This window comes from Acinetobacter sp. YH12128 (assembly GCF_013418655.1).
Classification (GTDB): domain Bacteria; phylum Pseudomonadota; class Gammaproteobacteria; order Pseudomonadales; family Moraxellaceae; genus Acinetobacter; species Acinetobacter amyesii.
Genome location: NZ_VPBO01000026.1, coordinates 27,510 through 51,267, shown reverse-complemented (window position 1 = coordinate 51,267; position 23,758 = coordinate 27,510). Strand labels below are relative to the sequence as shown.

The following is a 23,758-nucleotide window of genomic DNA, read 5'->3' as shown; positions in this document are numbered from 1 at the left end:
AGCCTGCCGCCAGCGTTCAATCTGAGCCATGATCAAACTCTTCAGTTTAAAATCAATAGTACCTTAAAGGGTACCAATCTTGGCTCATCAATTACTGACAAAAATTTGCTCAAATAAACTTCGAGTATTTTCCACCATTAATCAATGAAAATAATTTCGATCGATCAATCAGTAAAAATCCACACAAGTTGTTCTTCATAATCTCTTAATGATCTTTCTAACATCTCGTCAATGCTAGAAGCTGGACTTCGATAAACTTAACAATTCAACGCTTCGCGTTTCGTTCGTTTCCGTCTATCTCGTCGGTATGGTGCTCATTATAGGGCAATTTCTTACACGTGCAAGTGCTTTTCACTCACAAAGAACATGAGTGTTTCATTTTTATGCACCATTATGGTTCAAAAAACACACTTTATTCACATAAATACATGATATTTATTACAAATATCATGTAAAATATTTTTCCTATTTTGTGTGCTTAGTTTTTTACAGGTGCTGCTTTAATCACCACACTCTGTATAACCACTGGGTTTACAGGGACATTTTGGTGCATTCCATAGTTCGCAGTTGGAACTTTTACGATTTTATCGACGATATCCATCCCTTTAGTGACCTTACCAAAAACAGCATATCCCGCATTCATTGCACTTTTATTGAGAAAGTCATTGTCTGCAACATTAATAAAGAACTGACTACTTGCTGAATCAGGATGATTCATCCGTGCCATTGCCAATGTGCCGCGCTTATTGCTCAAGCCATTACTTGATTCATTCTTAATAGCCGCTTTTGTTGGCTTCTCCTGCATTTTGACATCCATGCCCCCACCCTGAACCATAAATCCAGGAATCACGCGATGAAAGATCGTGCCGTTATAAAATTTTTCTTTTGCATAGCTTTCAAAGTTTTTAGCTGAGATAGGTGCCTTGTCATTGAATAGCTCAATTTCAATATTGCCTTGAGAGGTTTTCATTTCGACAATAGTATTGGCAGCAAAACTGCTTAAGCTCACACAGCCAAGTGCTGCGGTAAATAAAATCTGTTTTAACATTTGCTAACTCTTCTGGTTGATCTCGTATTTGTTATTGACTGTATATTAGTCTTTGATGATTAAAAAGTAATTATTCTGCCATTATTAAAACGAGAACAATGATGACGCAAATAATACCGTCGGACACTGCATTGACACATTTACCGCCTTGGCAACTGCGTGGCGATGCTTTTATTTTGAATTATTGGATCTCTCCGAGTTTTATCCAACAAGCGCAGATGTTCCGTTTAGCGACATCGCCTTTAGGTCGTGTGGTTCAGGTGTTATTGGTCCGATACCATGATTCACCTGTGGGCCCTTATGACGAATTGCTAATTTTAGATCACCCTTTATGGAGTAAGAAAAGGTTAAGTTCGATTCCTAAGATTTATGTTTCGACAGATATCTCTGTCATTCATGGTCAAAAACTCTGGGGTATTCCTAAAGAGTTGGCAAAGTTTGAATGGCAACAACATGACAATGAAGTGGTCTGTACTATAGAAGTTGAACAACACAAAATGCAGATCCGTTTAAAAAAATCACGTTCACAGCGTTCTTTCTATATTAATAGTCATCATATCCCTGCAGCGATGTTGCAAATCAGACAAGCGTGGGAAGGTAAGCGTTATCAATTTTCACCGAAGTTTCGTGGACGGCTCTCTAAACTGAAACAGGTAGAATGGCACAACACACAGGACATTTTTCCAAATTTTTCTGAAGCACGATTATTGCAAAGCTTTTATATCCCAGAATTTAGCCTCGTTTTTCCTGCTGCAAAAATCCAAGATAAATAACCCAATAAATAAAAACCCAGTGTTTCACGTGAAACACTGGGTTTACTTTATATAAAGGAATGATTAGCTACGTTTATCCCAAAATTTACGGAACTTCGTACTGATCTCGATCACGTATTTTTTAGCTCGGTGCGAAACCGGGGTTAAATTGATAAAACCATGGGTTTGATCGGTATATTCTTGATAAAACACTTTCACCCCTTGCTGACGGAGTTTATGCGAATAAATTTCACCTTCGTCATGTAAAACATCATGCCCTGCCGTCACGATATACGCGGGTGCGATACCTGCCAATTTTCCATAGGTCGGTGAAATTAATGGATCATCCAAGGCCACTGCATGTTGTTCTGCATATAAAGCCGTTACGACATCAATATCTTTTTCAGTCAGAACTAGACCATCTTTATAAGCATAGAAAGATGGGTGGCGACTCTTGAAATCCACTACTGGGTAAATTAATAGTTGAGCTTGCGGGGCAAAAACTTTTTGAGCACTGCGCTGTGCAACCGCAGTAGCAATATTGCCGCCTGCACTATCCCCTGCCACCGCAATTCGATTTTTTAGAATTTTAAACTGACGACTATTTTGATAAGTCCAAGCCAATGCATCTTCACAACTTTGCATTAATTGAGCTGGGCTGGCTTCTGGTGTTAAAGGATAATCAATACTTAAAACTTGTGTTTTGGCATGCACAGCCAATAAACGACAAACTTCATCATGCGTGTCTAAACCACCCACCACAAAACCACCACCATGATAAAACACGATCATCGGTAATTTTTTATTTGGAGCAGGATGATAATGACGCGCAAACAGCGTTGCACTTTGTAAAGGTAGACGTATATCTTGCACTTGTTTCACAAAGGTCGGCTTGGTCTTGATCGACTCCATCTGTAAATCAAATAATTTACGAGACTTCACATAGTCTTCGGTCACAAAGCCTGACTTACCTTGCTTGAGTTGAGCCGCCATCATGCATTTCACCAGCGGATCTAATTCTGGAAAAATAAACGGATAATCGAGACGTTTTGCGAGGCTTTCTTTGGCAAAGTTAGGAAGACGATCAAGTAACCGAGCAGCCGTACCTTGGCCTTTATCTTTCATATTTTTAAGTGATTCATTCAATGCAAACATGCTCTATCCTTCGAATTATGCTCTTCATACTTTCTACATGATCTAGGTCAAATGTGACCATATTCACATATAAATCTCAACATCGACATACATAGTACAGACCTAGTTAAGCTAATCTTCTTTTATAGAGTTGTCATTGACAATTTACCCAAGTTTTATGGGTTGATTATGCTAACCCATTCTCGATAAAGGATACTCACCATGGCTAAAAAGATCATCCTTCTGTCTTTTGCGACTGCTTTTTTGGCTGTAGGCTGCGTAGCATTCCCTGAAGATGGTTACTACGATGGACGTTATGACCGCCGTTATGATAATAATGATCGACGCTATGACAATCGTTATGATCGCCGTTATGACAGTCGTTATGAACAAGACCGCCGTACATGGGAACGTCAGCAACAACAACGTAATCGTTTAGAGCTCGAACGTAGAAAGCAGCAACTTGACCAGCGTAACTGGGAACAAAATCGTAAAAATCAACAAGAGTGGGATCGTCGTAAAAACGAACTCGAACGTCAACGTCTAGAACAACAGCGTAAATACTCTGAAGCTGAACGTCGTAAACGTGCTGAACAAGATCGTCAAAAAGTCAGCAAAGAGCGTCAGCGCTTAGAAGAACAGCGCCGTAAAGCCAGTCAAGATCGTAGAAAACAAATTGAGCAAGAGCGCAAAAAAAATATTCAAGATTTAAGAAAGGCATCAGATCAACAACGTAAAGCGGCTGAAGAACGTCGTCGCGCGTGGGAAAATCGCCGTTAATTGATGTTTTTTTCAGATCGGTTAGAAGTAAAAAGCTCATCTACAGGATGGGCTTTTTTTTGCTCGCTAAAAATAGAAAAGGTCGTAAAAACAGCTATAGAAAAGAAAATAGACAGAAGAGGCATCCTATCTTCTGTCTATTCTTGACTGCCTGTTGTTACAGGTCAGAGAGCATTAAACAATCTTATTGCTGAACTGTAGGTTGTGGTGCAGGCGCAGATTGAACTTCAGCACCTTGAGCTGATGGATCTGCTTGAACCACAGCACCCGATTGCTCTGTCGTTACAGATGCTTCAGTTGCAGACGTTACTTGTGCGGTTTCTGGAGATTCTACAGTTTCTTGAGAAGTACAACCTACCGCAGCTAAACCAAAACCTAAAACTGCGACAGCGAATAAACCAATTTTTTTCATCTTCATTATTTCCTTCATTGAATCATTAAAAGCAAAGCTCAACTTTGCCCGAGTCATAATGGAAAATAATTCTGTGAAGTTCCCACCTTCTGAGTTGTACTTTGTACGAGGCACGGTACAGCTTATGAAATGTTTTATTAATCAGGCAGTTTTCTTTTATATTGAGGCTTTACATCATTTTTTTAACTCAAGTGCTTTGTTTTTTATTAAAAAAATAAATATAAATGATTTTTGAATAAAGCGTGATCACAGCTTTTGAATACAACAAAGTTCAACAAAACTTGCAACTCAGTTACTTAAGTGGCTGTTTTTATAAATTTCATGCAAAAAAAAGCCTGCTTATGAGAGAAGCAGGCCATGAAAAACACATTTGAAATAAATTAAGAAACTACAGCGATAGAATCTGAAACAAAGAATACTGTGCTGATCATTTTTTGTGAAATATTTAATAAAACTGATACTAAGAGTTTTTATGTATAAATATCAACCACTATTTTTGAGGCAAAAAAAAATGCTGATTCTTGGGAAATCAGCATGGAAAAGTGTTTCTAAAATCTAGAGGTAGTCACCATATCCCTCTCTCCAGTGGATATGGTCACTTCCGATAGATAAATTATGCAAATTTTCAGGCACAAAGAGAAACCGTTAAAATTTATGATGAAAATCTATAAATCCGATCAAAATATGATTATACATTCAAATCAATAATTTATATTTTCATAGAATTTAATTTTGCAGTCGATATTTGGCTGAAAAACCATTTATTTGAATAAAAAACTGCATTTAATCGCTGACTTCGCTTGAATTTTTATCCCCTGCCCCGATTTCTTTTATTAATCATGAATTCAAAACGCATGGCAGTTACGCATCGATGTCGTTTGAACGCACAGCTATAAGGACTGAACATGTTTAAGAACCCATTTAAACGGAGTAAATCAATGGCGACTGAGCAAAACCAAGACGCTCAAGATCTTCAACAAGAGCAAGCAGAACAGCAAACTCAAGCTGAAAACGAGCAAGCTGAAGTTTCAGTTGAAGATTTACAAGCACAAATCACCAATTTAGAAGAAAGCTTAAAACTTGAAAAAGCACGTACTGCAAATGCCGTATATGAAGCGCAAAAAAGTGTAGAGCGTATTCAACGCGAATCTGAAAAGCATAAAGATACTGTGCTGGAAAAATTTGCAAAACAATTGCTTGAGTCAGTTGATAACCTTGAACGCGCCATCGCTGCGGCAGGTGATGAAAAATCAGGTTTATCTGAAGGTGTAGAGCTTACGCTGAAATCATTGCTCAGCACTTTAGAAAAATTTGGTGTGGTTGCTGTGGATACTGCAAATGGTTTCAATGCAGATCTTCACCAAGCTGTGGGCATCGATCCAAATGCCAAATCGAATGAAATCGGGACAGTATTGCAAAAAGGCTATAGCTTAAACGGTCGTCTATTACGTCCAGCTATGGTTATGGTTGGTGCATAAACCCAAATTTTCTGAGACGAATTAAAAATTTTAACTAATATTACTTGAAAATTTTTGATTGGCTCTCATATCGGATAACAAGTAAATCCCTTTTTATTTCCCTTTGAGAAAGGGAAGAGTTTGGGAATAAAAGAATTTTAGAGGAAACATCCAAATGGCGAAAATCATTGGTATTGACTTAGGTACTACAAACTCTTGCGTAGCAGTACTTGAAGGCGACAAAGTAAAAGTAATCGACAACGCTGAAGGCGCTCGTACAACTCCATCTATTATTGCGTATAAAGATGGCGAGATCCTTGTCGGTCAATCTGCTAAGCGTCAAGCAGTGACTAACCCTAAAAACACATTATTTGCAATCAAACGTTTGATCGGTCGTAAGTACCAAGACCAAGCTGTGCAAAAAGATATCGGCCTTGTACCTTACAAAATCATCAAAGCTGACAATGGCGATGCTTGGGTTGATGTAAATGACAAGAAACTTGCACCACAACAAATCTCTGCTGAAATCTTGAAAAAGATGAAAAAAACAGCTGAAGACTACCTTGGTGAAACAGTAACTGAAGCGGTAATTACTGTTCCTGCGTACTTTAACGATGCTCAACGTCAAGCGACTAAAGATGCAGGTAAAATTGCTGGTTTAGATGTTAAACGTATCATCAACGAACCAACAGCTGCTGCACTTGCGTTCGGTATGGACAAAAAAGAAGGCGACCGTAAAGTTGCGGTTTACGACTTAGGTGGTGGTACTTTCGACGTATCAATCATTGAAATCGCTGACCTTGATGGCGACCAACAAATCGAAGTATTGTCTACAAACGGTGATACATTCCTTGGTGGTGAAGACTTCGATAATGCATTAATTGAATACTTGGTTGAAGAGTTCAAGAAAGAACAAAGCGTAAACTTGAAACAAGATCCGCTTGCACTTCAACGTTTAAAAGAAGCTGCTGAAAAAGCAAAAATCGAGCTTTCTTCTTCGAATGCAACAGAAATCAACCTTCCATACATCACAGCAGATGCGACTGGTCCTAAACACTTAGTGATCAACGTGACTCGCTCTAAACTTGAAGGTTTAGTTGCTGAATTGGTTGCTCGTACAATTGAACCATGTAAGATTGCACTTAAAGATGCAGGTCTTTCAACCTCTGACATCTCTGACGTAATCTTGGTGGGTGGTCAGTCTCGTATGCCACTTGTACAACAAAAAGTACAAGAGTTCTTCGGCCGTGAGCCACGTAAAGACGTGAACCCAGATGAAGCTGTAGCGATGGGTGCTGCGATTCAAGGTGCAGTACTTTCAGGTGATAAAACTGACGTACTTCTTCTTGACGTAACTCCGCTTACACTTGGTATTGAAACAATGGGTGGCGTGTTAACAGCGATCATTGAGAAAAACACGACGATTCCTGCGAAGAAATCTCAAGTGTTCTCAACTGCTGCAGACAACCAACCAGCTGTAGACATTTCAGTTTACCAAGGTGAACGTAAAATGGCTCAACAAAACAAATTGTTGGGTAACTTCCAATTGGGCGATATTCCACCTGCTCCACGTGGTGTACCACAAATTGAAGTATCATTTGACATCAACGCTGATGGTATCTTGAAAGTATCTGCAAAAGATAAGAGCACAGGTAAAGAGCAATCAATTCAAATTAAAGCTAACTCTGGTTTGAGCGATGCTGAAATTGAAGCGATGATCAAAGATGCTGAAGCGAATGCTGAAGAAGATCGTAAATTTGAAGAATTAGCGAAAGCACGTAACGAAGCTGATGCACTTGTTTCTTCTGCTCAAAAAGCAGTAAAAGATCTTGGTGAACAGGTAACTGCTGATGAGAAATCTGCAATCGATGCTGCTGTAGCTGAGCTCGAAGCAGCGACTAAAGATAACGATGTAGATGCAATCAAAGCGAAAACTGAAGCACTTCAAAACATCATTATGCCGATCACTCAACGTGCTTATGAAGCTGCACAAGGTCAAGGCGGTGCTGAAGGTTTTGATCCTAACGCTTTCCAAGGCGCTGAAGGTCAAGCTCAAAAAGCAGATGACGGCGTTGTAGATGCTGAGTTCACTGAAGTAAAAGATGACAAAAAATAATTTGTCGCTTTAACTGAGTTTTTCAAAGCTCAAAAAGACCGCGCGAAAGCGCGGTTTTTTATGTTATTTTTCATTATCTTTAAAATAAAACATAATTTACATGAAAAATTTTATCAAGCTTTTGCTCTTAGCTGCGGGAATGTCCGTGATGTTTCATTATCCGATGGGTAATCTATTAATCATTCTGCCTTCAAACATACTATTATCCCCTCTCAATTATCTACAATTTTTGGGGCTTGATGCGGCCTTCACACTTGGACTCCTCATAAGTTGCCTAATTTTATATATGTTTAATATTCAGCAGCGCTACACATGGAGCTTAGGATTTATCTCACTATTTATCGGCATTATTTTTTATACATTAGCTCAATGTTTTAAACTCGAAATATCGATCTATAGTTTGGAACACGTTAAAGAATATGGATTTAATTTCAAATATCTCATTGAATTGGTTTTTTTCATATTTATCTCTATAGGATTCATTCTTATTTATAAATCCAATTTACCAGCCAAATTAACTGGAAAAAAAGCGTAATGCTATTGTTAAGACAACGCTAAAATTTCAAGATGGTATATATTTGACTATGACGTGGACAAAATTCAAGCTAAATTAAACCCCTATTATTGTGTTCATTTACTATGCGCTTTGTCTCAGCACTCATAACAGTGGGGATACTGTATTTAGCTTATTTACAGTTTCAAGTTAAATCCCATCCACAGCTTCGCTTTAATTCTGCGTGGGATCGAATTTCCCATCCTTTTGACACACGATTACGCTTTCGTGTTGCAGACGTCGACCCACGCTTTGGTTTAACCCAGCAACAGGTGATCCAACTTAGCCAAGAGGCTGCAGAGATATGGCATAAAGGGACGCTCAAACCGTTATTTATCTATGACCCAGATGCACAACTGGCGATCCATCTAATTTATGATGACCGCCAAGAACAATACAATGCCTATAAGCAAGTCCAAAAGACCTTAGCCGCAGATAAAGCCCGTAATGATTTATATGCCGAGAACTTAGCAAATTCGAGAAAAGGTCTGGAGATGAATGAGCAACAGCTCCGATCAAAACAAGCCATGATCCGTGCTGAAATAGTACAACTGTCGCAAGAACGTATGGGTTGGAGCCGAATCGAGCATGCGCAAGGCCCCAATATGCAACGCGTTGAAAAAGAACTTGCGCAAGTCAAAGCACAAGCGATGCAATTAGACCAAGAAATAGATCGATTTAATCAGCAAAATGATCAATTTAACCAACAAGTCTCAAGTTATAACCAGCAAATCGATCAATATAATGCGGGCGTGATACAAGCCAGTCAGCGCTTTCCTGCACGAGAGTTTCATAAAGGCGTTTTTATGGGCGATCAGATTCAGATTTATCAATTTGATGCCGAAGATGATTTACGCCTCACCCTTGCCCACGAACTCGGACATGCTCTCGGCTTATCTCACCATAATGACCCTACTGCATTAATGTACCCAATCTTGGGCGCGCAACAATTAGAAAACTTTAAACTGATGCCAGCAGACCAAAGCTTACTGTATTATCGCTAGTGTGCCCTGATCATAAAAAACCATACAATTTATAAGGATATTGCAGGATTCACCAACAAAAATCAGCATTTCATGTTATTGTTGATATGCAATAATTTCCTTATATCAATGACATCTTCCGTGGAGAGCAATGTGAGTTACTACCATATCTTAATTGAAGTGAATGACCACATCAGCACGATTGAACAAACCCGTGATATTGAACTTTTTGATATTACCGAAATTCAACCTTATCTCCATGCAGTACTTTTACCATTTTTTAATGAGCAACTCATCGAACTCGAAGACGAAAATCTTGAGTTTAAAGATGTCTTGCATTTACAAGTCAAACAAACCCTATTGCCGATCCGTGACCTCATCGAAGAAGAACAACGCCTGCTTCCGAGTGATACCGATATCACCATTACGGCTTATGAAATTTTTAATAATTATCAATTGAGTCAAGACGTGACCACAGTGATTTTAGATCTGTTAGAAGCGCTAAAATTTGAAGCCTAATATCGATTTTAAACATTAAAAAAGCCCTCAAAATGAGGGCTTTTTTATGGCTCAATTCATCATCGTGATTAGATCGAGAATGAAGATCCACATCCACACGTGGTTGTCGCATTCGGGTTTTGTACCACAAAACGAGAACCCTCTAAACCTTCAATATAGTCGACTGTTGAACCAACTAAATATTGATAACTAAGTGAATCCACCAACATTTTCACGTCTTCATTGATAAATTCAGCATCATCTTCGTTTTGGCTTTCTGCAAAATTAAATCCATATGAGAAACCTGAACAACCACCACCAGTCACATATACACGTAACATGAGGTCTTGATTACCTTCACTGTCACGCAATTGGCGTACTTTATTGGCAGCATTGTCAGTCAGCACAAGTGCTTGAGCATTCATGATGGATTCCTCTGAGTCATTGGGGTGTCTTTAAAAAGAAAAGACCATGTTTCAAGTATAACATACTCAATATATGGTCAGTCTTCACAGTTTAAAGTTAAATCAGAGTATTTTTCTCAAGATTCATTTAAAACTTATTTATAGTTTTCGTCCTGTAATGCACATTCGAAGTTTTTCGGGTCTTGTTTACAGCGGAATTGCCATAATAATTTCATCATTCGCTTGTCGTAGATACCACGTTTAGTCAAATCAATACGCGCTTCACGCATCATTTTTTGATAACCAGCTTTGTCTGCAGTGGGAACATCCATCCAATATTTAGCTGGAATTTCTGACTTCATTTTGCCTAAAATCGTGAATGCACGAGGTAATTGTGTTTTGACCCAATCACGTGATTTTTGCCCATATCCCGCTGGGAATTTATCTGGGCGAATAATGATATTTCCCGTGACTTGTAAAATTGGATAATTGACGATTGCGCCTTTGCTGCCTAAACCTTTGTGTAATTCTAATGGTTTGAACACAGCTGCAGGAGCACCAATAATATCCACCTGACCATTGTTAAATTTAGCGCCAAAATTGGTTACATCGGCACTGACCGCTTGAGCCCCGACCTGCTGCACCATAATTTTCTGCGCTTCATCATAATCAAGCACCGCAATTTTTTTACCTGCGGCTTTAGCGACAGTATTGATACTACGATCATTCACCAACAGGTAGGCATCACCAACAGGTATCACACCTGCCACTTCATATTTACTATTGACCATGCTTTTAGCAAACGTTGGACTCGCAAGACCTTGCATAATTTTTACGGCCAATTTCAAATCTGGAATTGCACCAATCGCATCTAAAGAACCGGTAAAATTGTTGAATTGGCGGCCACGCATACCGGTGACGCTGATCCCATCACATTTCCCCGCTTTAAAGTCTTCCGCAATCACTGCTTCATTTTGACCGACGCGGAGCTCAATGTCTGCGCCCCAGTTTTTTGCCGCCAATTGGTAATCTCTCATCAGGGTAAAAACATCACCATTTTTACCAACCAAATCAAATACACACACCACTTGCTTTGCTTGAGCTACGCCATTCACCGCCATTAACGCAGCAGCAATACTCAATGCCTTTGTCCATTGTTTCATACTGACTTTCCTTGTTTTTTACTGTTTTTGTTTTAACCATTTTTTGATTTTTGGGTCATGCGGAGTATGATTAAATATACTCACAGCCCTCGATTTCAATTTAGATTACCTGAATATTTTGCTGACTCAATGGCGAAAATGACCTGTGCATTTGCAAAAAAAAGCCCGGATAAATCCAGGCTTTTTTCTTTAAATATCAGTTTATTCGCCGCTAAGTGAACATTCAAAATTGGCTTTATCGACAGAACAACGTGCCTTTTTCAATACTGACATCATGCCCGCATCATAAATGCCACGTTTCGTCATATCCATACGACCTTCACGCAATAATTTTTGATATTTGGTTTTATCTTCTGCACTTAAGTTAAGTTTATATTTCGCAGGAATACCCGCCTCTAAACGGTTAATCATCGCAATACTCTTCGGTAAATGTTTCACAAACCAATCACGAGATTTTTGACCAAAGCCTGCTGGGAACTGATCAGGACGAATAATAAAGTCCGCGGTCACTTGTAAAACTGGGAAGTTAAACATCGCACCATTGGTACCTAAACCCTTATAAATCTCTAATGGTTTGTAGGCATACGCAGGCGCACCCACCATATCGACCTGACCATTATTAAACTTCGCCACAAAGTTAGATACATCTGAAACCACAGCTTGAGCGCCGACACGTTGCACCATAATTTTTTGTGCTTCGTCATAGCCTAATACTGCAAACTTTTTACCTGCTGCTTTTTCAATTGAGTCAATTTTTTTGTCTTTGACAAAGATGAATGCTGAACCCAGTGGAGCAATACCCGCCACTTCGTATTTCTTACCACCTAGGTTGCTGACCATTTTTGCAGCATTACGTTGGTCTAATGCAAAGGTAATCGCACGTTGCGCAATTGCATTGCTCGGTGCGCCACCAAGCGCATCAATCGAACCTGCAAATTTATTGTATTGACGAGCACGCATTGCCGTCATAAATACGCCATCACATTTACCCGCTTTAAAATCATTGTCGGCTACTGCTTCATCTTGACGCGGAATTAAGTTAATTTCAGCACCCCAGCCTTTTGCTGCAAGCGCCCATTCCTGAGCCATTTGGTATGACTCACCTGACTTACCCAGTAAGTCAAATACACAGATATCTACTTTTGCTGCCTGAGCTGAACCAGCAAAGCCAATTGCAGCAAATGTAGCCAATGATAGGAGCGTTTTTTTCATTCTATTTTCCTTTCAAATCTTTTTATGGTTCAGAGGTGTCCTTACACAACGCCGATATTAAGCAAGTTAATTTAAAAAAAATAGAGCATTTACTCCATTTATTTATGTCATTTTGGCACATTCTGTTTTTTTGTGATTAATATCACTTTTTTATTTAAGGCAAAATTATAAATATAATCATCATGTTGTATGCAAAAAAGGCTTTTTGCATTTACAGCCTTTTTATGAAACTTTACAAAGAAATACAGAAAAAAGCTTATTCACCCGCCACTGAACACTCAAAATTGGTTCGCTCAATCGTACAACGTGCTTTTTTCAGTACCGTCATCATGGTGGAGTCGTAGATTCCTTGTTTGGTTAAATCCATCCGTCCTTCACGCAAAATTTTCTGATATTTCAACTGATCATCTTTGCTGAGATTCATCTTATATTTGGCAGGAATTTCAGCTTCCATGCGTTTTACCATGGCAAAACTTTTCGGTAATTGTTTAACGAACCATTGCCGAGAGGGTTCAGCAAAACCATCTGGGAATTTATTGTTACGAATAATCAGGTCTGCCGTGACATTCACCACAGGAAAATTAACCATCGCCCCAGTAGTGCCTAAGCCTTTTGAAATTTCGAGTGGCTTAAAGGCATAAGCCGGCGCAGCCACAATTTCAACTTCGGCCTGATTAAATTTGCGAATAAAATTGGAAATTTCCGACATGACTGGCACAGCGCCGACACGGTCGACCATCTCTTTTTGCGCATAGTCATAATGCAAAATGGCAAATTTTTTACCTTCAGCTTTTTCTAAATTATTGATATTGCGATCACGGACAAAAATATAGGCTGAACCAATTTGCCCAATCCCTGCCACTTCATAACTATCTTTACCTGAATTGGTAATCAGTCGCTTACTGTTCCGCTTATCTAAGACATAGGTAATGGCTTTTTGTGCGATGGTATTGTTCGGTACACCGCCAATGGCATCAATCGAACCAGCAAATTTGTTATACGCACGTGCCCGCATCGAGGTCATATAAAATGCGTCACATTTCCCTTCTTTAAAATCTTTATCGACTTTGGATTCATCTTGATATGAAATCAGTTGAACTTGTGCTCCCCATGCCTTACTGGCCAGAGACCACTCTTCCATTAGCTTATAAGATTCCCCCGCTTTTCCAAGTAAATCGAACACACAAACCTTCTGATTGGCATAGCTTTGTGCAGACATCACACCTGAAAGAAGCGATAAAATTAAAATTCCTTTTCTCATTTCTTATATTTCCAATATGTTTTATTAATCCATTTAAAACAACAACTTGAAATATTTTTTTAATACTAAAGCCCGTTCAATATACCTAAATACGTGGAATCTGTCACATTTTTTCAGATGGTTGCGATGCTTTGTTTTTTCTTTTGCAAAGCCATCCATTAGAATAGCCCCACATTCTTCTTGTTTAGTTAGTTCCATGATTCAGTTAGACCAACTTTCCATTCGTCGCGGTGGGCGTGTTTTATTTCAAAAAGCATCTATGCAATTGCATCCAGGCTGGAAAATCGGCTTAACTGGTGTAAATGGTGCGGGTAAATCGACTCTTTTTTCTGCGCTTTTAGGTGGAATGGAATCTGATGGTGGTTCATTAACACGTCCTGCAGTATGGACCGTCGCGCATATGGCGCAAGAAATCAAAGCGTTGGATATGAAAGCGATTGATTTCGTTCTATCAGGCGATGAAGAATATTGGGATATACAACATAAACTTGAACATCCAGAACAATTAGACAATGAAGCGCTGGCACACTTATATGGCCGATTTGATGAAATCCATGGCTATACAGCTCCATCAAAAGCCTCACAACTGATGGCCGGCCTGGGTTTCTTTGAACATCAGTCCCAACTCAATGTTTCAAGCTTTTCTGGTGGTTGGCGTATGCGTTTAAACCTTGCGCGTACCCTGATGAGCCGTTCTGACCTATTATTACTCGATGAACCAACCAACCACTTAGACTTAGATGCGATTTTGTGGTTAGAAGATTGGTTAAAAGCTTATGAAGGCACACTGATCTTGATTTCACATGACCGTGATTTCTTAGATGCGGTGACTGATCATATTTTACATATCGAAAATCAAGAGCTGACGCTTTACACCGGCAACTATTCGACCTTTGAACGCACCCGTTCTGAGCGCTTGGCACAACAGCAACAAGCCTATGAAAAACAACTCGAAACCCGTGCGCATCTCCAAAAATTTATTGACCGTTTTAAAGCCAAAGCCACTAAAGCTAAGCAGGCGCAAAGCCGTATTAAGCAATTAGAACGCATGCAAGAACTTTCTGCCGCACATGTCGATACGCCATTTACCTTTAGTTTCCGTGAGCCAACCAAAATGAGCTCACCACTGTTACAAATGGAACATGTCGATATTGGCTATGGTGACAAACTGATTGCCACCAATGTGAATTTACAGATTACCCCAAACAGTCGTATTGGTTTACTGGGAATGAATGGTGCAGGTAAATCAACCTTAATTAAATCCTTGGTTGGAGACCTTCCCTTATTACAAGGGACACGCAAAGCCTCGGAACTGTTGAATATTGGCTATTTTGCGCAGCATCAAATGGATGCTTTAGATGGCAATGCCAGCCCTATGTTGCAATTATCTCGAATTGCTGACAAAAAAATCAGTGAAGCTGCATTACGTTCATTCTTAGGTAGCTTTGGTTTTAGTGGCGAACGCATGGATACGCCAAGTGAAGGCTTTTCAGGCGGTGAACGAGCACGATTGGCTTTGGCTTTGATTGTTTGGCAGCGCCCCAATGTTTTAATTCTAGATGAACCGACCAACCATTTAGACCTTGATATGCGTCATGCCCTGACTATGGCATTACAAGACTTTGAAGGCGCTGTGGTTTTGGTTTCGCATGAACGTCAATTGATTGCTAGTGTTTGTGACGAATTATTGTTGGTACATCATGGAAAATGTCGTGAATTTGATGGCGACCTTGTGGCTTATGCCGATTGGCTGCGTCAAGCACGGATTGACATGATGAAAAATAGCCAACAAGCCCCTACTACCATCAAATCTCAAGTTGAAACTAAACAGACGATTTCTAAAGTCGATAAAGAAGCGCAACGTAAAGAAGCTGCACGTCAGCGTGAATTGACCCGCCCGATTCGTAAAAACATTGAAAAAAATGAAGCGCAAATCAGCAAAATTCAGCCACGCTTAAACGAAATCGAGGAATTATTGGCAGACAGTGCTTTATATGAAGCCAGTCGTAAAGATGACTTACTCAAACTAATGAATGAGCAAACAGAATTAAAAGCCAAACTTGAATCTGTCGAAGAGCAAATGCTTGAATTAATGATGGAATTAGAAGAAATGGAAAGTAGTTTTGAAGCTTAATTTAAAAAGCAAAACCCTAGATTTGCATTATTAAGAAAACCTAACTTAAGCTCAAAAAATCAATCGCCGTGAAGTTTAAATGTTCCACGGCGATTTTTTATTTATACTTCACAATAATAATCACACTATAAATCTAAAAAATATTTAAAAAATCGAATGTTCATATCCAACTGGTTATTGCATCGTTAGGCATTTCTATTCGGAAAGAATCTAAAAATTCAGCGATAGCTATTACCCTAATTTTGTAAATGAATTCAAAAAATATACTTCACATCAAACTCATTGCCGCAGTTATCCACAAAAGCCATTTTTAAATTCAAATCTTAGTTTTAAATTCATTTTTATTTTTTAAATTCAAAATATCGAACCACCTTTTTATGGATAAATATTTTTAAATGATGTTATCCACAATTATAAATGACTTTGATGTTGAACACTATTAAATGTGAAAATTCACAAAACTTATCCACATTTGCAAGATGGATGCATTTTATCTCCACTCACGACATCAATTTAAACTTTTTATTGTTTAAGATAAGGCAGAAGGATGGGTTTTTGCCTTTAAAAAACGTAATTCTTGTATTTTCCAGGTCTGATCAAAATGCCAGATTTCCTGTATTTGCTGCTGTGTTTCAGCTAAACCAATTAAAATTTTGCACTCAGTTTGGTCACGATTAAACTCATAATCTTCAAATTCTACGTCTGGTTTTTGTGGTTTCCAAACCCCATTTTTCACTGCATGTGCAATACGTTCATAGCGGACATAATTACTTTCGACACGCCCGTCTTGCTCATAAACCACCTTAAAGTGCTCATCTTCGTATTCGGCTAAAACAGTATAATTTCCGGTAAAAAATGCATTTACCCAGATGTCACGAATGTGTTCAAGTTGATTGTCCATCATATATAGACCTCTTATTTTTAGCTGCTAAGTTCAAATTGATTTGAGCTTAGCATCAGAATAAGTCAATTTAATAAAACACAAATTGGCGATTTAATATTCAATTTTATTTAAGATAGCACAAAAAAAAGCACTCCGAAGAGTGCTTTTTTGAATGATTCTGTAATCAGAATTTAGGCATCAATATCCGCATTTAACGCATTTTCTTCAATGAAAGCACGACGTGGTTCCACATCATCACCCATCAAGCAAGAGAACATACGATCAGCTTCAATCGCATCCTGTACCGTTACTTGCAGCATGTTACGGTTCTCAGGATCCATTGTAGTTTCCCAAAGCTGTTCAGCATTCATCTCACCCAAACCTTTATAGCGCTGAATCATCATGCCACGGCGTGAGTCTTGTAAGATGTTTTGCCAAACCTGATGGAAGCTGCTCACTGGAATTTTGCGCTCGCCTTTTTGTAGGTAAGCACCTTCTTCCAATAAGGTGAACCAACTCTTCGAATTTTTGAGTAAACGCGCATATTCACCTGAACCCAATAGACCTGAATCTAACAAGTATTGGTGCGGTAAATTATGAACATAGATGGTAATACGCGGGAAATAGGTCGCTGACTTATTGCCTTCAGTATCTTCATGCTCAAACGTTTCTAAGCTTAATTCAGGACGTAGGCTAGGTTGAGTTTTCTCAATATTGGCACGTAGTTGCTCACCCCAAGTCTGTACATAGTCTTGGTTATTTGCTTGATCTAACTTAAAGCCTTCTACTGCCAATAAACCATCCAACACACTTGCAGGATAACGTACAGTCAGACGATGCAAGCTCTTTTGAGAGGTTTGATAATCCGCAATCACGCCAGCTAAAGCCTCACCACGAATGGCAGGTGCTTCTGCACTGATGTGTAATTCAAGCTCATCAATTGCATTTGAAATCAGGTACGTCTCAAGCGCATCATTATCTTTGATGTACTGTTCTTGCTTGCCTTTTTTCAGCTTATACAACGGTGGCTGTGCAATATAAATATATCCACGTTCCACAAGTTCTGGCATTTGACGGAAGAAGAAGGTCAACAATAGCGTACGAATGTGCGAACCATCGACGTCAGCATCGGTCATGATGATGATTTTGTGATAACGCAGTTTATCTGGGTTGTACTCCTCACGGCCAATACCACAGCCTAAAGCAGTAATCAACGTTCCCACTTCTTGAGAAGAAATCATCTTGTCAAAACGTGCACGTTCCACGTTGAGGATTTTACCTTTCAGCGGCAAAATCGCTTGCATCTTACGGTTACGGCCCTGTTTAGCTGAACCGCCCGCAGAGTCACCTTCGACTAAGTAAAGTTCAGACAATGCAGGATCTTTTTCCTGACAATCGGCCAATTTACCTGGCAGGCCTGCAATATCAAGCGCACTCTTACGACGTGTCATTTCACGTGCTTTACGCGCTGCATCACGCGCACGTGCTGCATCAATAATTTTGCCTGCAATCGATTTAGCAGCTTGTGGGTTCTCTAAAAGATATTCAGAGAACGATTTATTCATGGCTTGCTCAACCGCAGTTTTCACTTCGCTCGACACCAATTTTTCTTTGGTTTGCGAAGAGAATTTTGGATCAGGCACTTTCACCGAAACAATTGCAGTTAAACCTTCACGGGCATCATCACCAGAAACCGCCACTTTCTCTTTTTTGAGTAGGTTTTCGCTTTCCATGTAGCTGTTTAAGCCACGGGTTAATGCAGCTCGGAAACCCGCTAAATGCGTACCACCATCTTTTTGTGGAATGTTGTTGGTAAAGCAACGAACATTTTCCTGATAAGAATCGTTCCACTGCAATGCAACTTCCACACCAATGCCGTTATCCGCTTGAGTAGTGAAGTGGAAGATCTCGTTCAGATGGGTTTTGCCTTGGTTGATATATTTTACAAACTCAGACAAACCACCTTCATAATCATAAACGTGCTCTAAATTGATACGTTCATCACGTAGGACAATTCGTACACCTGCATTCAGGAACGATAATTCACGTAAACGACGTGCCAAAATATCGACATTAAAAATCGTTTGACTGAAGGTTTCAGCACTTGGCCAGAAACGTACACGTGTACCGGTACGATCTGTCTCACCCACCACTTTTAATGGATACACGGAATCACCGTGTTTATATTCTTGCTGGTGGATTTGACCCGCACGATGAATGGTTAATTCGAGCTTGCTTGAAAGCGCATTCACCACGGATACACCTACACCGTGTAGACCGCCTGAAACTTTATAGCTGTTATCGTCAAATTTACCGCCCGCATGCAGAATCGTCAAAATCACTTCTGCAGCAGAAACACCTTCTTCTGGGTGAATGTCGGTAGGAATACCACGACCGTTATCCGATACGCTTACAGATTCATCTTCATGAATGGTTACATTGATCTCGTCACAATGACCTGCCAACGCTTCATCAATTGAGTTATCGACAACTTCAAACACCATGTGGTGTAGGCCAGTACCATCGTCAGTATCACCAATATACATGCCCGGACGCTTACGTACAGCGTCTAGACCACGTAATACTTTGATGCTAGAGGAATCATAAGCTTTTTCTATGGTTTGTTCTGTTTGAGAAGCAGCTTGATCTTCTGAACTCATGGTTTCTCCCTAGTGAAAAATAGGTCTATCCAAAGGTGGTATTTCATTGCACAACAGCCTGCACCGTACCATTTTCAACTTTGAATAATTGATAAGAAATAGATAAATCATGTAAGTGTTTTTGCACTGAATCATGGTCTAAAGTGGTAATAAAAACTTGACTACCAAGATGGCTTAAACGCTCAATTAAACGCTGTTGTGCGGTTAAATCTAATTCTGCTGTCAGATCATCTAATAATACCACAGTTTCCTTATTACAAGCATGTAGCATTGCAATCTGTGACAGTTTTAACGCCATGATCAATAACTTTTTTTGCCCACGAGAGAGCACAACATCTGCATCCCCCATAGCGGTTTTTAACCTTAAATCTGCACGGTGCGGACCATACTCAGTATAGCCACGTTCGCAGTCTTTAAAGTGCTGATTGGTCAGATCATTCAGCAGTCCTGTTTCAGCATGAAAGCCTGCACTATATTCCAATGTCACTGTTAAATGCGGCAATAATGCTTGGAGATCTTGTTGGAAATATCGCGTCCACTGTTCCACCACATTACTGCGCAGACTATGTAATATCTCACCATAATCACTGAGCATTTTGTTCCACGGTTCTAGGTCAGACAAACTCAAATGACGTCGTGATTTCAGCAAACTATTCCGCTGTTTTAATGCCCGCGCATAATATTGCCATGCATGGTAAAACTCCGGTTCCACGTGGAACATCAACCAATCTAAAAGTTGACGTCGTGGCTTCGCACCATGATCAATAATATCGGTACTTTGTGGGTCGATGAGTTGTAGTGGTAAAATCTTAGCCAACTGCCCTTGTGTCCCCACAAGGTCGCCATTGACTTTAATCACTTGCTCGCCCGACTGCATTTTTTGCATACCAATGCGGTCTGTTGCAGACTGCGCAAAGACAACAGCGTCAGGGCTATTATTTTGAATATAGTTTTTCGGAATATGGGTTCGAAAAGAACGGCCGGTTGCCAGCAAATGTACTGCTTCTAATACAGAAGTTTTGCCAGAACCATTTTGCCCATAAAAGACATTAAACGGCTGCAACCCAGAGAGTGCAACCGTCTTTAAATTTCGAACACGTTCTACATGTAAACGCGTGATATGCATAATAATTGAGACGTCAGTCCGAATTAAACACGCATTGGCATCACAACATAGGTTTGATCTTGTTGTTGTGGATCTTGTACCAATACAGATTGGTTGGCTTCTGTCATGGTCATTGCAACATCATCACCATCCAACACATTCAGAACTTCCAATAAGTACTGTGCATTGAATGACATTTCCATCGGTGCATCAGCATATTGAATCGCGAGATCTTCGATCGCTTCATCTTGTTCAGGGTTATTGGCACGAAGTTGTAAAGTGTCCGCATCAAACTTCAAGAATACGCCGCGCAATTTTTCATTACTTAAAATCGCCACACGTTGTAGTGATTGTTTAAATACATCATGTGCAATGCGCACATTTTTATCACCACCACGTGGAATCACACGGCGGTAGTCAGGGAATTTACCATCGATCAATTTTGTGGTGAAACGTACGGTAATATCACCCTGCTCTTTATCACGGCTGGCAATGGTAATCGTTACATTTAATAATTCACGACCAATCAACAACGATAATTGCTCGTCTTCAACACTCAATAGACGCTGCAATTCACCTACAGCTTTACGTGGAACAATCGCTTGCATTGCTTGTGTCGCATTCGAGCTTGCCGCTGTTTCACACATCGCCAAACGGTGACCATCGGTCGTTACTGCACGCAATTGATTTTCATCAATTTCAAGCAAAGTACCTGTCAAATAGAAACGCACATCTTGAACCGCCATGGCAAAAGATGTTTTCTCAAATAAATGCTTTAACTCACGCTGAGTCACACCGACTTGAGTGCCTTGAGTATTTTCAGTGGTTAATAATGGATAGTCTTCTGCAGGCAAAGTACCCAATACAAAACGACTGTTTCCAGATTTTAAAATACAACGTTGATCTTCAGTAATTTGCAAATCAATCAATGCCGCTGACGGTAATGATTTACAGATATCCATCAATTTACGTGCAGGAACAGTCGTCACACCTGCTTGTAAACATGCACCTTCAGTAAGTGATGTGCTTGCAACCAGTTCCACTTCAAGATCCGACCCCGTAATGGTCAAAGCTTGCTCTGTTACCTGTACTTTTACATTGGATAAAATATTTAAGGTATGGCGACGTTCAACCGCTCCTACGACATGTGATAGAACATTCAGTAAGCTTTCTTTCGCGATTTTTAAACGCACGATACATTCCTCTAAAAACTGAAGACAGACAAAATAAATTAATTTTTTAGCAGTGTACTATGCGGCAGAATATACCGCATTGCAAGAACAGAATTTGAACGAAAAGACTTAACTTTGCAGCAGACGTTGCAAGTTTTTATAGTCCTCATTGAAGATTGGATCTTCTTCACGCAGGCTTTGTACTTTTTCACAGGCATGCATCACAGTACTGTGGTCACGATTACCAAAAGCCATACCAATTTCAGGAAAACTATCCCCTGTCAGCTCACGTGCTAGCCCCATAGCCAACTGACGTGGACGTGCATAAATGCGTGTACGTTTTGGACCAATCAATTCTTTCAGTGGAATACGGAAATACTCGCTGACCACACGCTGAATATTTTCCGTGCTGATGGTGCGCGCACGAATTGCCAATACATCTTTTAACGATTCACGCACCACATCTAGATCGATTGGGGTGCCTTTAAAACGAGAAATGGCTACGACTTTATTCAGCGCACCTTCTAGTTCACGGACATTGGCAACCACTTGTTGAGCAATAAACAACGCACAATTCCGTGGAAGTTCCACCCCATTGCTTTCCGCTTTTTTCAGTAAAATTTCAATACGGGTTTCAATATCAGGCGGTTCAACACCCACCGATAAGCCCCACGAAAAACGTGAAACCAAACGTGGATCAAGTTCAGTCAGTTCTTTTGGATAACGATCTGAGGTTAAAATGATTTGCTTAGATTCATCCAATAAAGCGTTGAAGGTATAGAAAAACTCAACCAAGCTGGCCTCTTTACCCGCCAACAAATGAATATCATCCACCAATAACAAATCTAACGAACGACAGTTTTTCTTAAATTCCTCGACCTTACCTTGCTGTAACGAGCTCACAAAGTCTTGTACAAAACTTTCAGCCGTCATGTACATCACACGTGCATTCGGCTTCGCTTGCAATAATGCATTACCTACGGCTTGCATTAAATGGGTTTTACCTAAACCAGTCGGTCCATATAAAAATAACGGGTTATGCTGCGAAGCACCGGGCTGCGTCAAGACTTTACGACAGGTTTCTGCCGCCATCTGATTGGAACGGCCTTCAACAAACAAGGAAAAGGTAAATAATGGGTTAAGCTGACGCTTACGGTTATTCTTTGATGACGTCTCTTCTTTTTCTTTTTTAGGACGAGTCGGTGCCGACACTTGTGGTGTTGACTCTAAAGCTGCGGTGGTTGTTGCCGGTTGCTCAGCTGCAGATAAAATTGCACCAGGCCGTGAATCGACCAAAATCTCAACTTTACGTACCCGACCTTCAGACAACTGTTCCGCTAAAATTGAAATAAGTTCTAAATGGTGCTCTTGAATATAGCGTGTCCAATACGGATTCGGTGCATAGAGTTTTAGACTATCACCTGCATCTTCTGCCACCAGTGGGCGTATCCACATTGTATAGACATTTCCTGAAAGCTCTTGTCGCAAGCGAGTTAAGCAGTCTGTCCAAAGCATGTGAAACCCCTATTTCAGTCCATTGTACGTAAAAAAATAATTCAACCCCGCCTAAGCGGGCAGCCATTCTAACCATCTTATCCACATCTGTCATGAACAAATCAGTCGAAATCGATCAAAAAAACGCAAATTGAGTTTAAATTTAAATCACGTGTGGATAAGTTTATCCGCAAGCTGTGGATAAATTGTAGCACAAAGTTATCCACAAACTATCAAAATTATAAAAACATCGTTATCCACAATATAATTATTTGTTTTTTAAATCTAAAAATGCGTTTTCCACAGAAAATATCAACACTAATAGTAATAAATTTAAATTTTAAAATTTGAATTTATTTATAAGATCGACCCATTCTGGGGATAACTCGAGGGTTGGTTTAAATTCAAATTTAAATTCATAAAAACCAATTCACAAATTTGAGGTTGTGGATAAATCTGTGAGTAAACTTGAAGATAACTTAAATAATTAATATATACAATGATTTAGTTTGTGAATATTTTAATTTAAAACTTTCT

At 39.7% G+C, this 23,758-nt stretch carries 19 protein-coding genes; 7 read left to right on the top strand and 12 right to left on the bottom strand.

Going from position 1 to position 23,758, the window contains the following annotated elements; all coding sequences use genetic code 11:
- Nucleotides 1-478: 478 nt before the first annotated feature.
- A complete protein-coding gene (locus FTU64_RS13480) occupies nt 479-1,048 on the bottom strand; it encodes a peptidylprolyl isomerase (protein ID WP_180005529.1) in 570 nt (189 codons plus the stop codon).
- Nucleotides 1,049-1,149: 101 nt separating this feature from the next.
- Here FTU64_RS13480 and FTU64_RS13475 point away from each other — a divergent pair, with 101 nt between their 5' ends.
- Nucleotides 1,150-1,821 (top strand): acetoacetate decarboxylase family protein, encoded by a 672-nt coding sequence (locus tag FTU64_RS13475; RefSeq protein ID WP_180027167.1) that lies wholly within the window; start codon nt 1,150-1,152, stop codon nt 1,819-1,821.
- 63 nt (nt 1,822-1,884) lie between these two features.
- Here the strand turns inward: FTU64_RS13475 and FTU64_RS13470 are convergent, their stop codons facing one another.
- A complete protein-coding gene (locus FTU64_RS13470) occupies nt 1,885-2,955 on the bottom strand; it encodes an alpha/beta hydrolase (protein WP_180027164.1) in 1,071 nt (356 codons plus the stop codon).
- Nucleotides 2,956-3,156: 201 nt separating this feature from the next.
- Between FTU64_RS13470 and FTU64_RS13465 the strand changes: the two genes are divergently transcribed.
- Entirely contained in the window at nt 3,157-3,714 is a 558-nt protein-coding gene (locus FTU64_RS13465; RefSeq protein ID WP_180022965.1) for a hypothetical protein, read from the top strand.
- A gap of 184 nt (nt 3,715-3,898) precedes the next feature.
- Here the strand turns inward: FTU64_RS13465 and FTU64_RS13460 are convergent, their stop codons facing one another.
- Nucleotides 3,899-4,126, bottom strand: a complete 228-nt coding sequence (locus FTU64_RS13460) for a hypothetical protein (protein WP_228144800.1) — start codon at nt 4,124-4,126, stop codon at nt 3,899-3,901.
- A 938-nt stretch (nt 4,127-5,064) separates the two neighbouring features.
- On the opposite strand from FTU64_RS13460, the gene grpE reads away from it, so the two are divergent.
- From grpE to FTU64_RS13440, 4 genes are all read left to right on the top strand, one after another.
- A complete protein-coding gene (grpE, locus tag FTU64_RS13455; RefSeq protein WP_111885723.1) occupies nt 5,065-5,604 on the top strand; it encodes a nucleotide exchange factor GrpE in 540 nt (179 codons plus the stop codon).
- A gap of 154 nt (nt 5,605-5,758) precedes the next feature.
- On the top strand, nt 5,759-7,699 hold the full coding sequence (gene dnaK / locus FTU64_RS13450) for a molecular chaperone DnaK (protein WP_180009109.1): 1,941 nt from the start codon (nt 5,759-5,761) through the stop codon (nt 7,697-7,699).
- Between the two features lie 666 nt (nt 7,700-8,365).
- Entirely contained in the window at nt 8,366-9,256 is an 891-nt protein-coding gene (locus FTU64_RS13445; RefSeq protein WP_373886580.1) for a matrixin family metalloprotease, read from the top strand.
- Nucleotides 9,257-9,376: 120 nt separating this feature from the next.
- Nucleotides 9,377-9,754 carry a hypothetical protein gene (locus tag FTU64_RS13440; protein ID WP_180005534.1) on the top strand — a complete coding sequence of 126 codons (378 nt, stop codon included), beginning with the start codon at nt 9,377-9,379 and terminating at the stop codon, nt 9,752-9,754.
- A gap of 68 nt (nt 9,755-9,822) precedes the next feature.
- Here the strand turns inward: FTU64_RS13440 and erpA are convergent, their stop codons facing one another.
- The 4 genes from erpA to FTU64_RS13420 form a co-directional block, all read right to left on the bottom strand.
- On the bottom strand, nt 9,823-10,158 hold the full coding sequence (gene erpA / locus FTU64_RS13435; RefSeq protein WP_078189499.1) for an iron-sulfur cluster insertion protein ErpA: 336 nt from the start codon (nt 10,156-10,158) through the stop codon (nt 9,823-9,825).
- Between the two features lie 134 nt (nt 10,159-10,292).
- Nucleotides 10,293-11,300 carry a putative solute-binding protein gene (locus FTU64_RS13430; RefSeq protein ID WP_180056039.1) on the bottom strand — a complete coding sequence of 336 codons (1,008 nt, stop codon included), beginning with the start codon at nt 11,298-11,300 and terminating at the stop codon, nt 10,293-10,295.
- Between the two features lie 201 nt (nt 11,301-11,501).
- Entirely contained in the window at nt 11,502-12,512 is a 1,011-nt protein-coding gene (locus FTU64_RS13425; RefSeq protein ID WP_180005536.1) for a putative solute-binding protein, read from the bottom strand.
- 256 nt (nt 12,513-12,768) lie between these two features.
- Nucleotides 12,769-13,773, bottom strand: a complete 1,005-nt coding sequence (locus FTU64_RS13420) for a putative solute-binding protein (protein ID WP_180022815.1) — start codon at nt 13,771-13,773, stop codon at nt 12,769-12,771.
- A gap of 196 nt (nt 13,774-13,969) precedes the next feature.
- Here FTU64_RS13420 and FTU64_RS13415 point away from each other — a divergent pair, with 196 nt between their 5' ends.
- On the top strand, nt 13,970-15,907 hold the full coding sequence (locus FTU64_RS13415) for an ATP-binding cassette domain-containing protein (protein ID WP_180060018.1): 1,938 nt from the start codon (nt 13,970-13,972) through the stop codon (nt 15,905-15,907).
- Between the two features lie 529 nt (nt 15,908-16,436).
- Here FTU64_RS13415 and FTU64_RS13410 read toward each other — a convergent pair.
- The 5 genes from FTU64_RS13410 to dnaA all read right to left on the bottom strand — a co-directional run bounded on the left by FTU64_RS13410 (nt 16,437) and on the right by dnaA (nt 23,242).
- On the bottom strand, nt 16,437-16,811 hold the full coding sequence (locus tag FTU64_RS13410; protein WP_180036050.1) for a hypothetical protein: 375 nt from the start codon (nt 16,809-16,811) through the stop codon (nt 16,437-16,439).
- A 170-nt stretch (nt 16,812-16,981) separates the two neighbouring features.
- Nucleotides 16,982-19,450, bottom strand: coding sequence for a DNA topoisomerase (ATP-hydrolyzing) subunit B (gyrB, locus tag FTU64_RS13405; protein WP_180027161.1), 2,469 nt, complete (start codon nt 19,448-19,450; stop codon nt 16,982-16,984).
- A gap of 43 nt (nt 19,451-19,493) precedes the next feature.
- Nucleotides 19,494-20,576: a DNA replication/repair protein RecF gene (gene recF, locus FTU64_RS13400; protein ID WP_180009130.1), complete on the bottom strand. Its 1,083-nt coding sequence runs from the start codon at nt 20,574-20,576 to the stop codon at nt 19,494-19,496.
- Nucleotides 20,577-20,599: 23 nt separating this feature from the next.
- Nucleotides 20,600-21,748, bottom strand: a complete 1,149-nt coding sequence (gene dnaN, locus FTU64_RS13395) for a DNA polymerase III subunit beta (RefSeq protein ID WP_180060016.1) — start codon at nt 21,746-21,748, stop codon at nt 20,600-20,602.
- Nucleotides 21,749-21,856: 108 nt separating this feature from the next.
- Nucleotides 21,857-23,242, bottom strand: coding sequence for a chromosomal replication initiator protein DnaA (dnaA, locus tag FTU64_RS13390; RefSeq protein ID WP_168379515.1), 1,386 nt, complete (start codon nt 23,240-23,242; stop codon nt 21,857-21,859).
- Between the last annotated feature and the right edge of the window lie 516 nt (nt 23,243-23,758).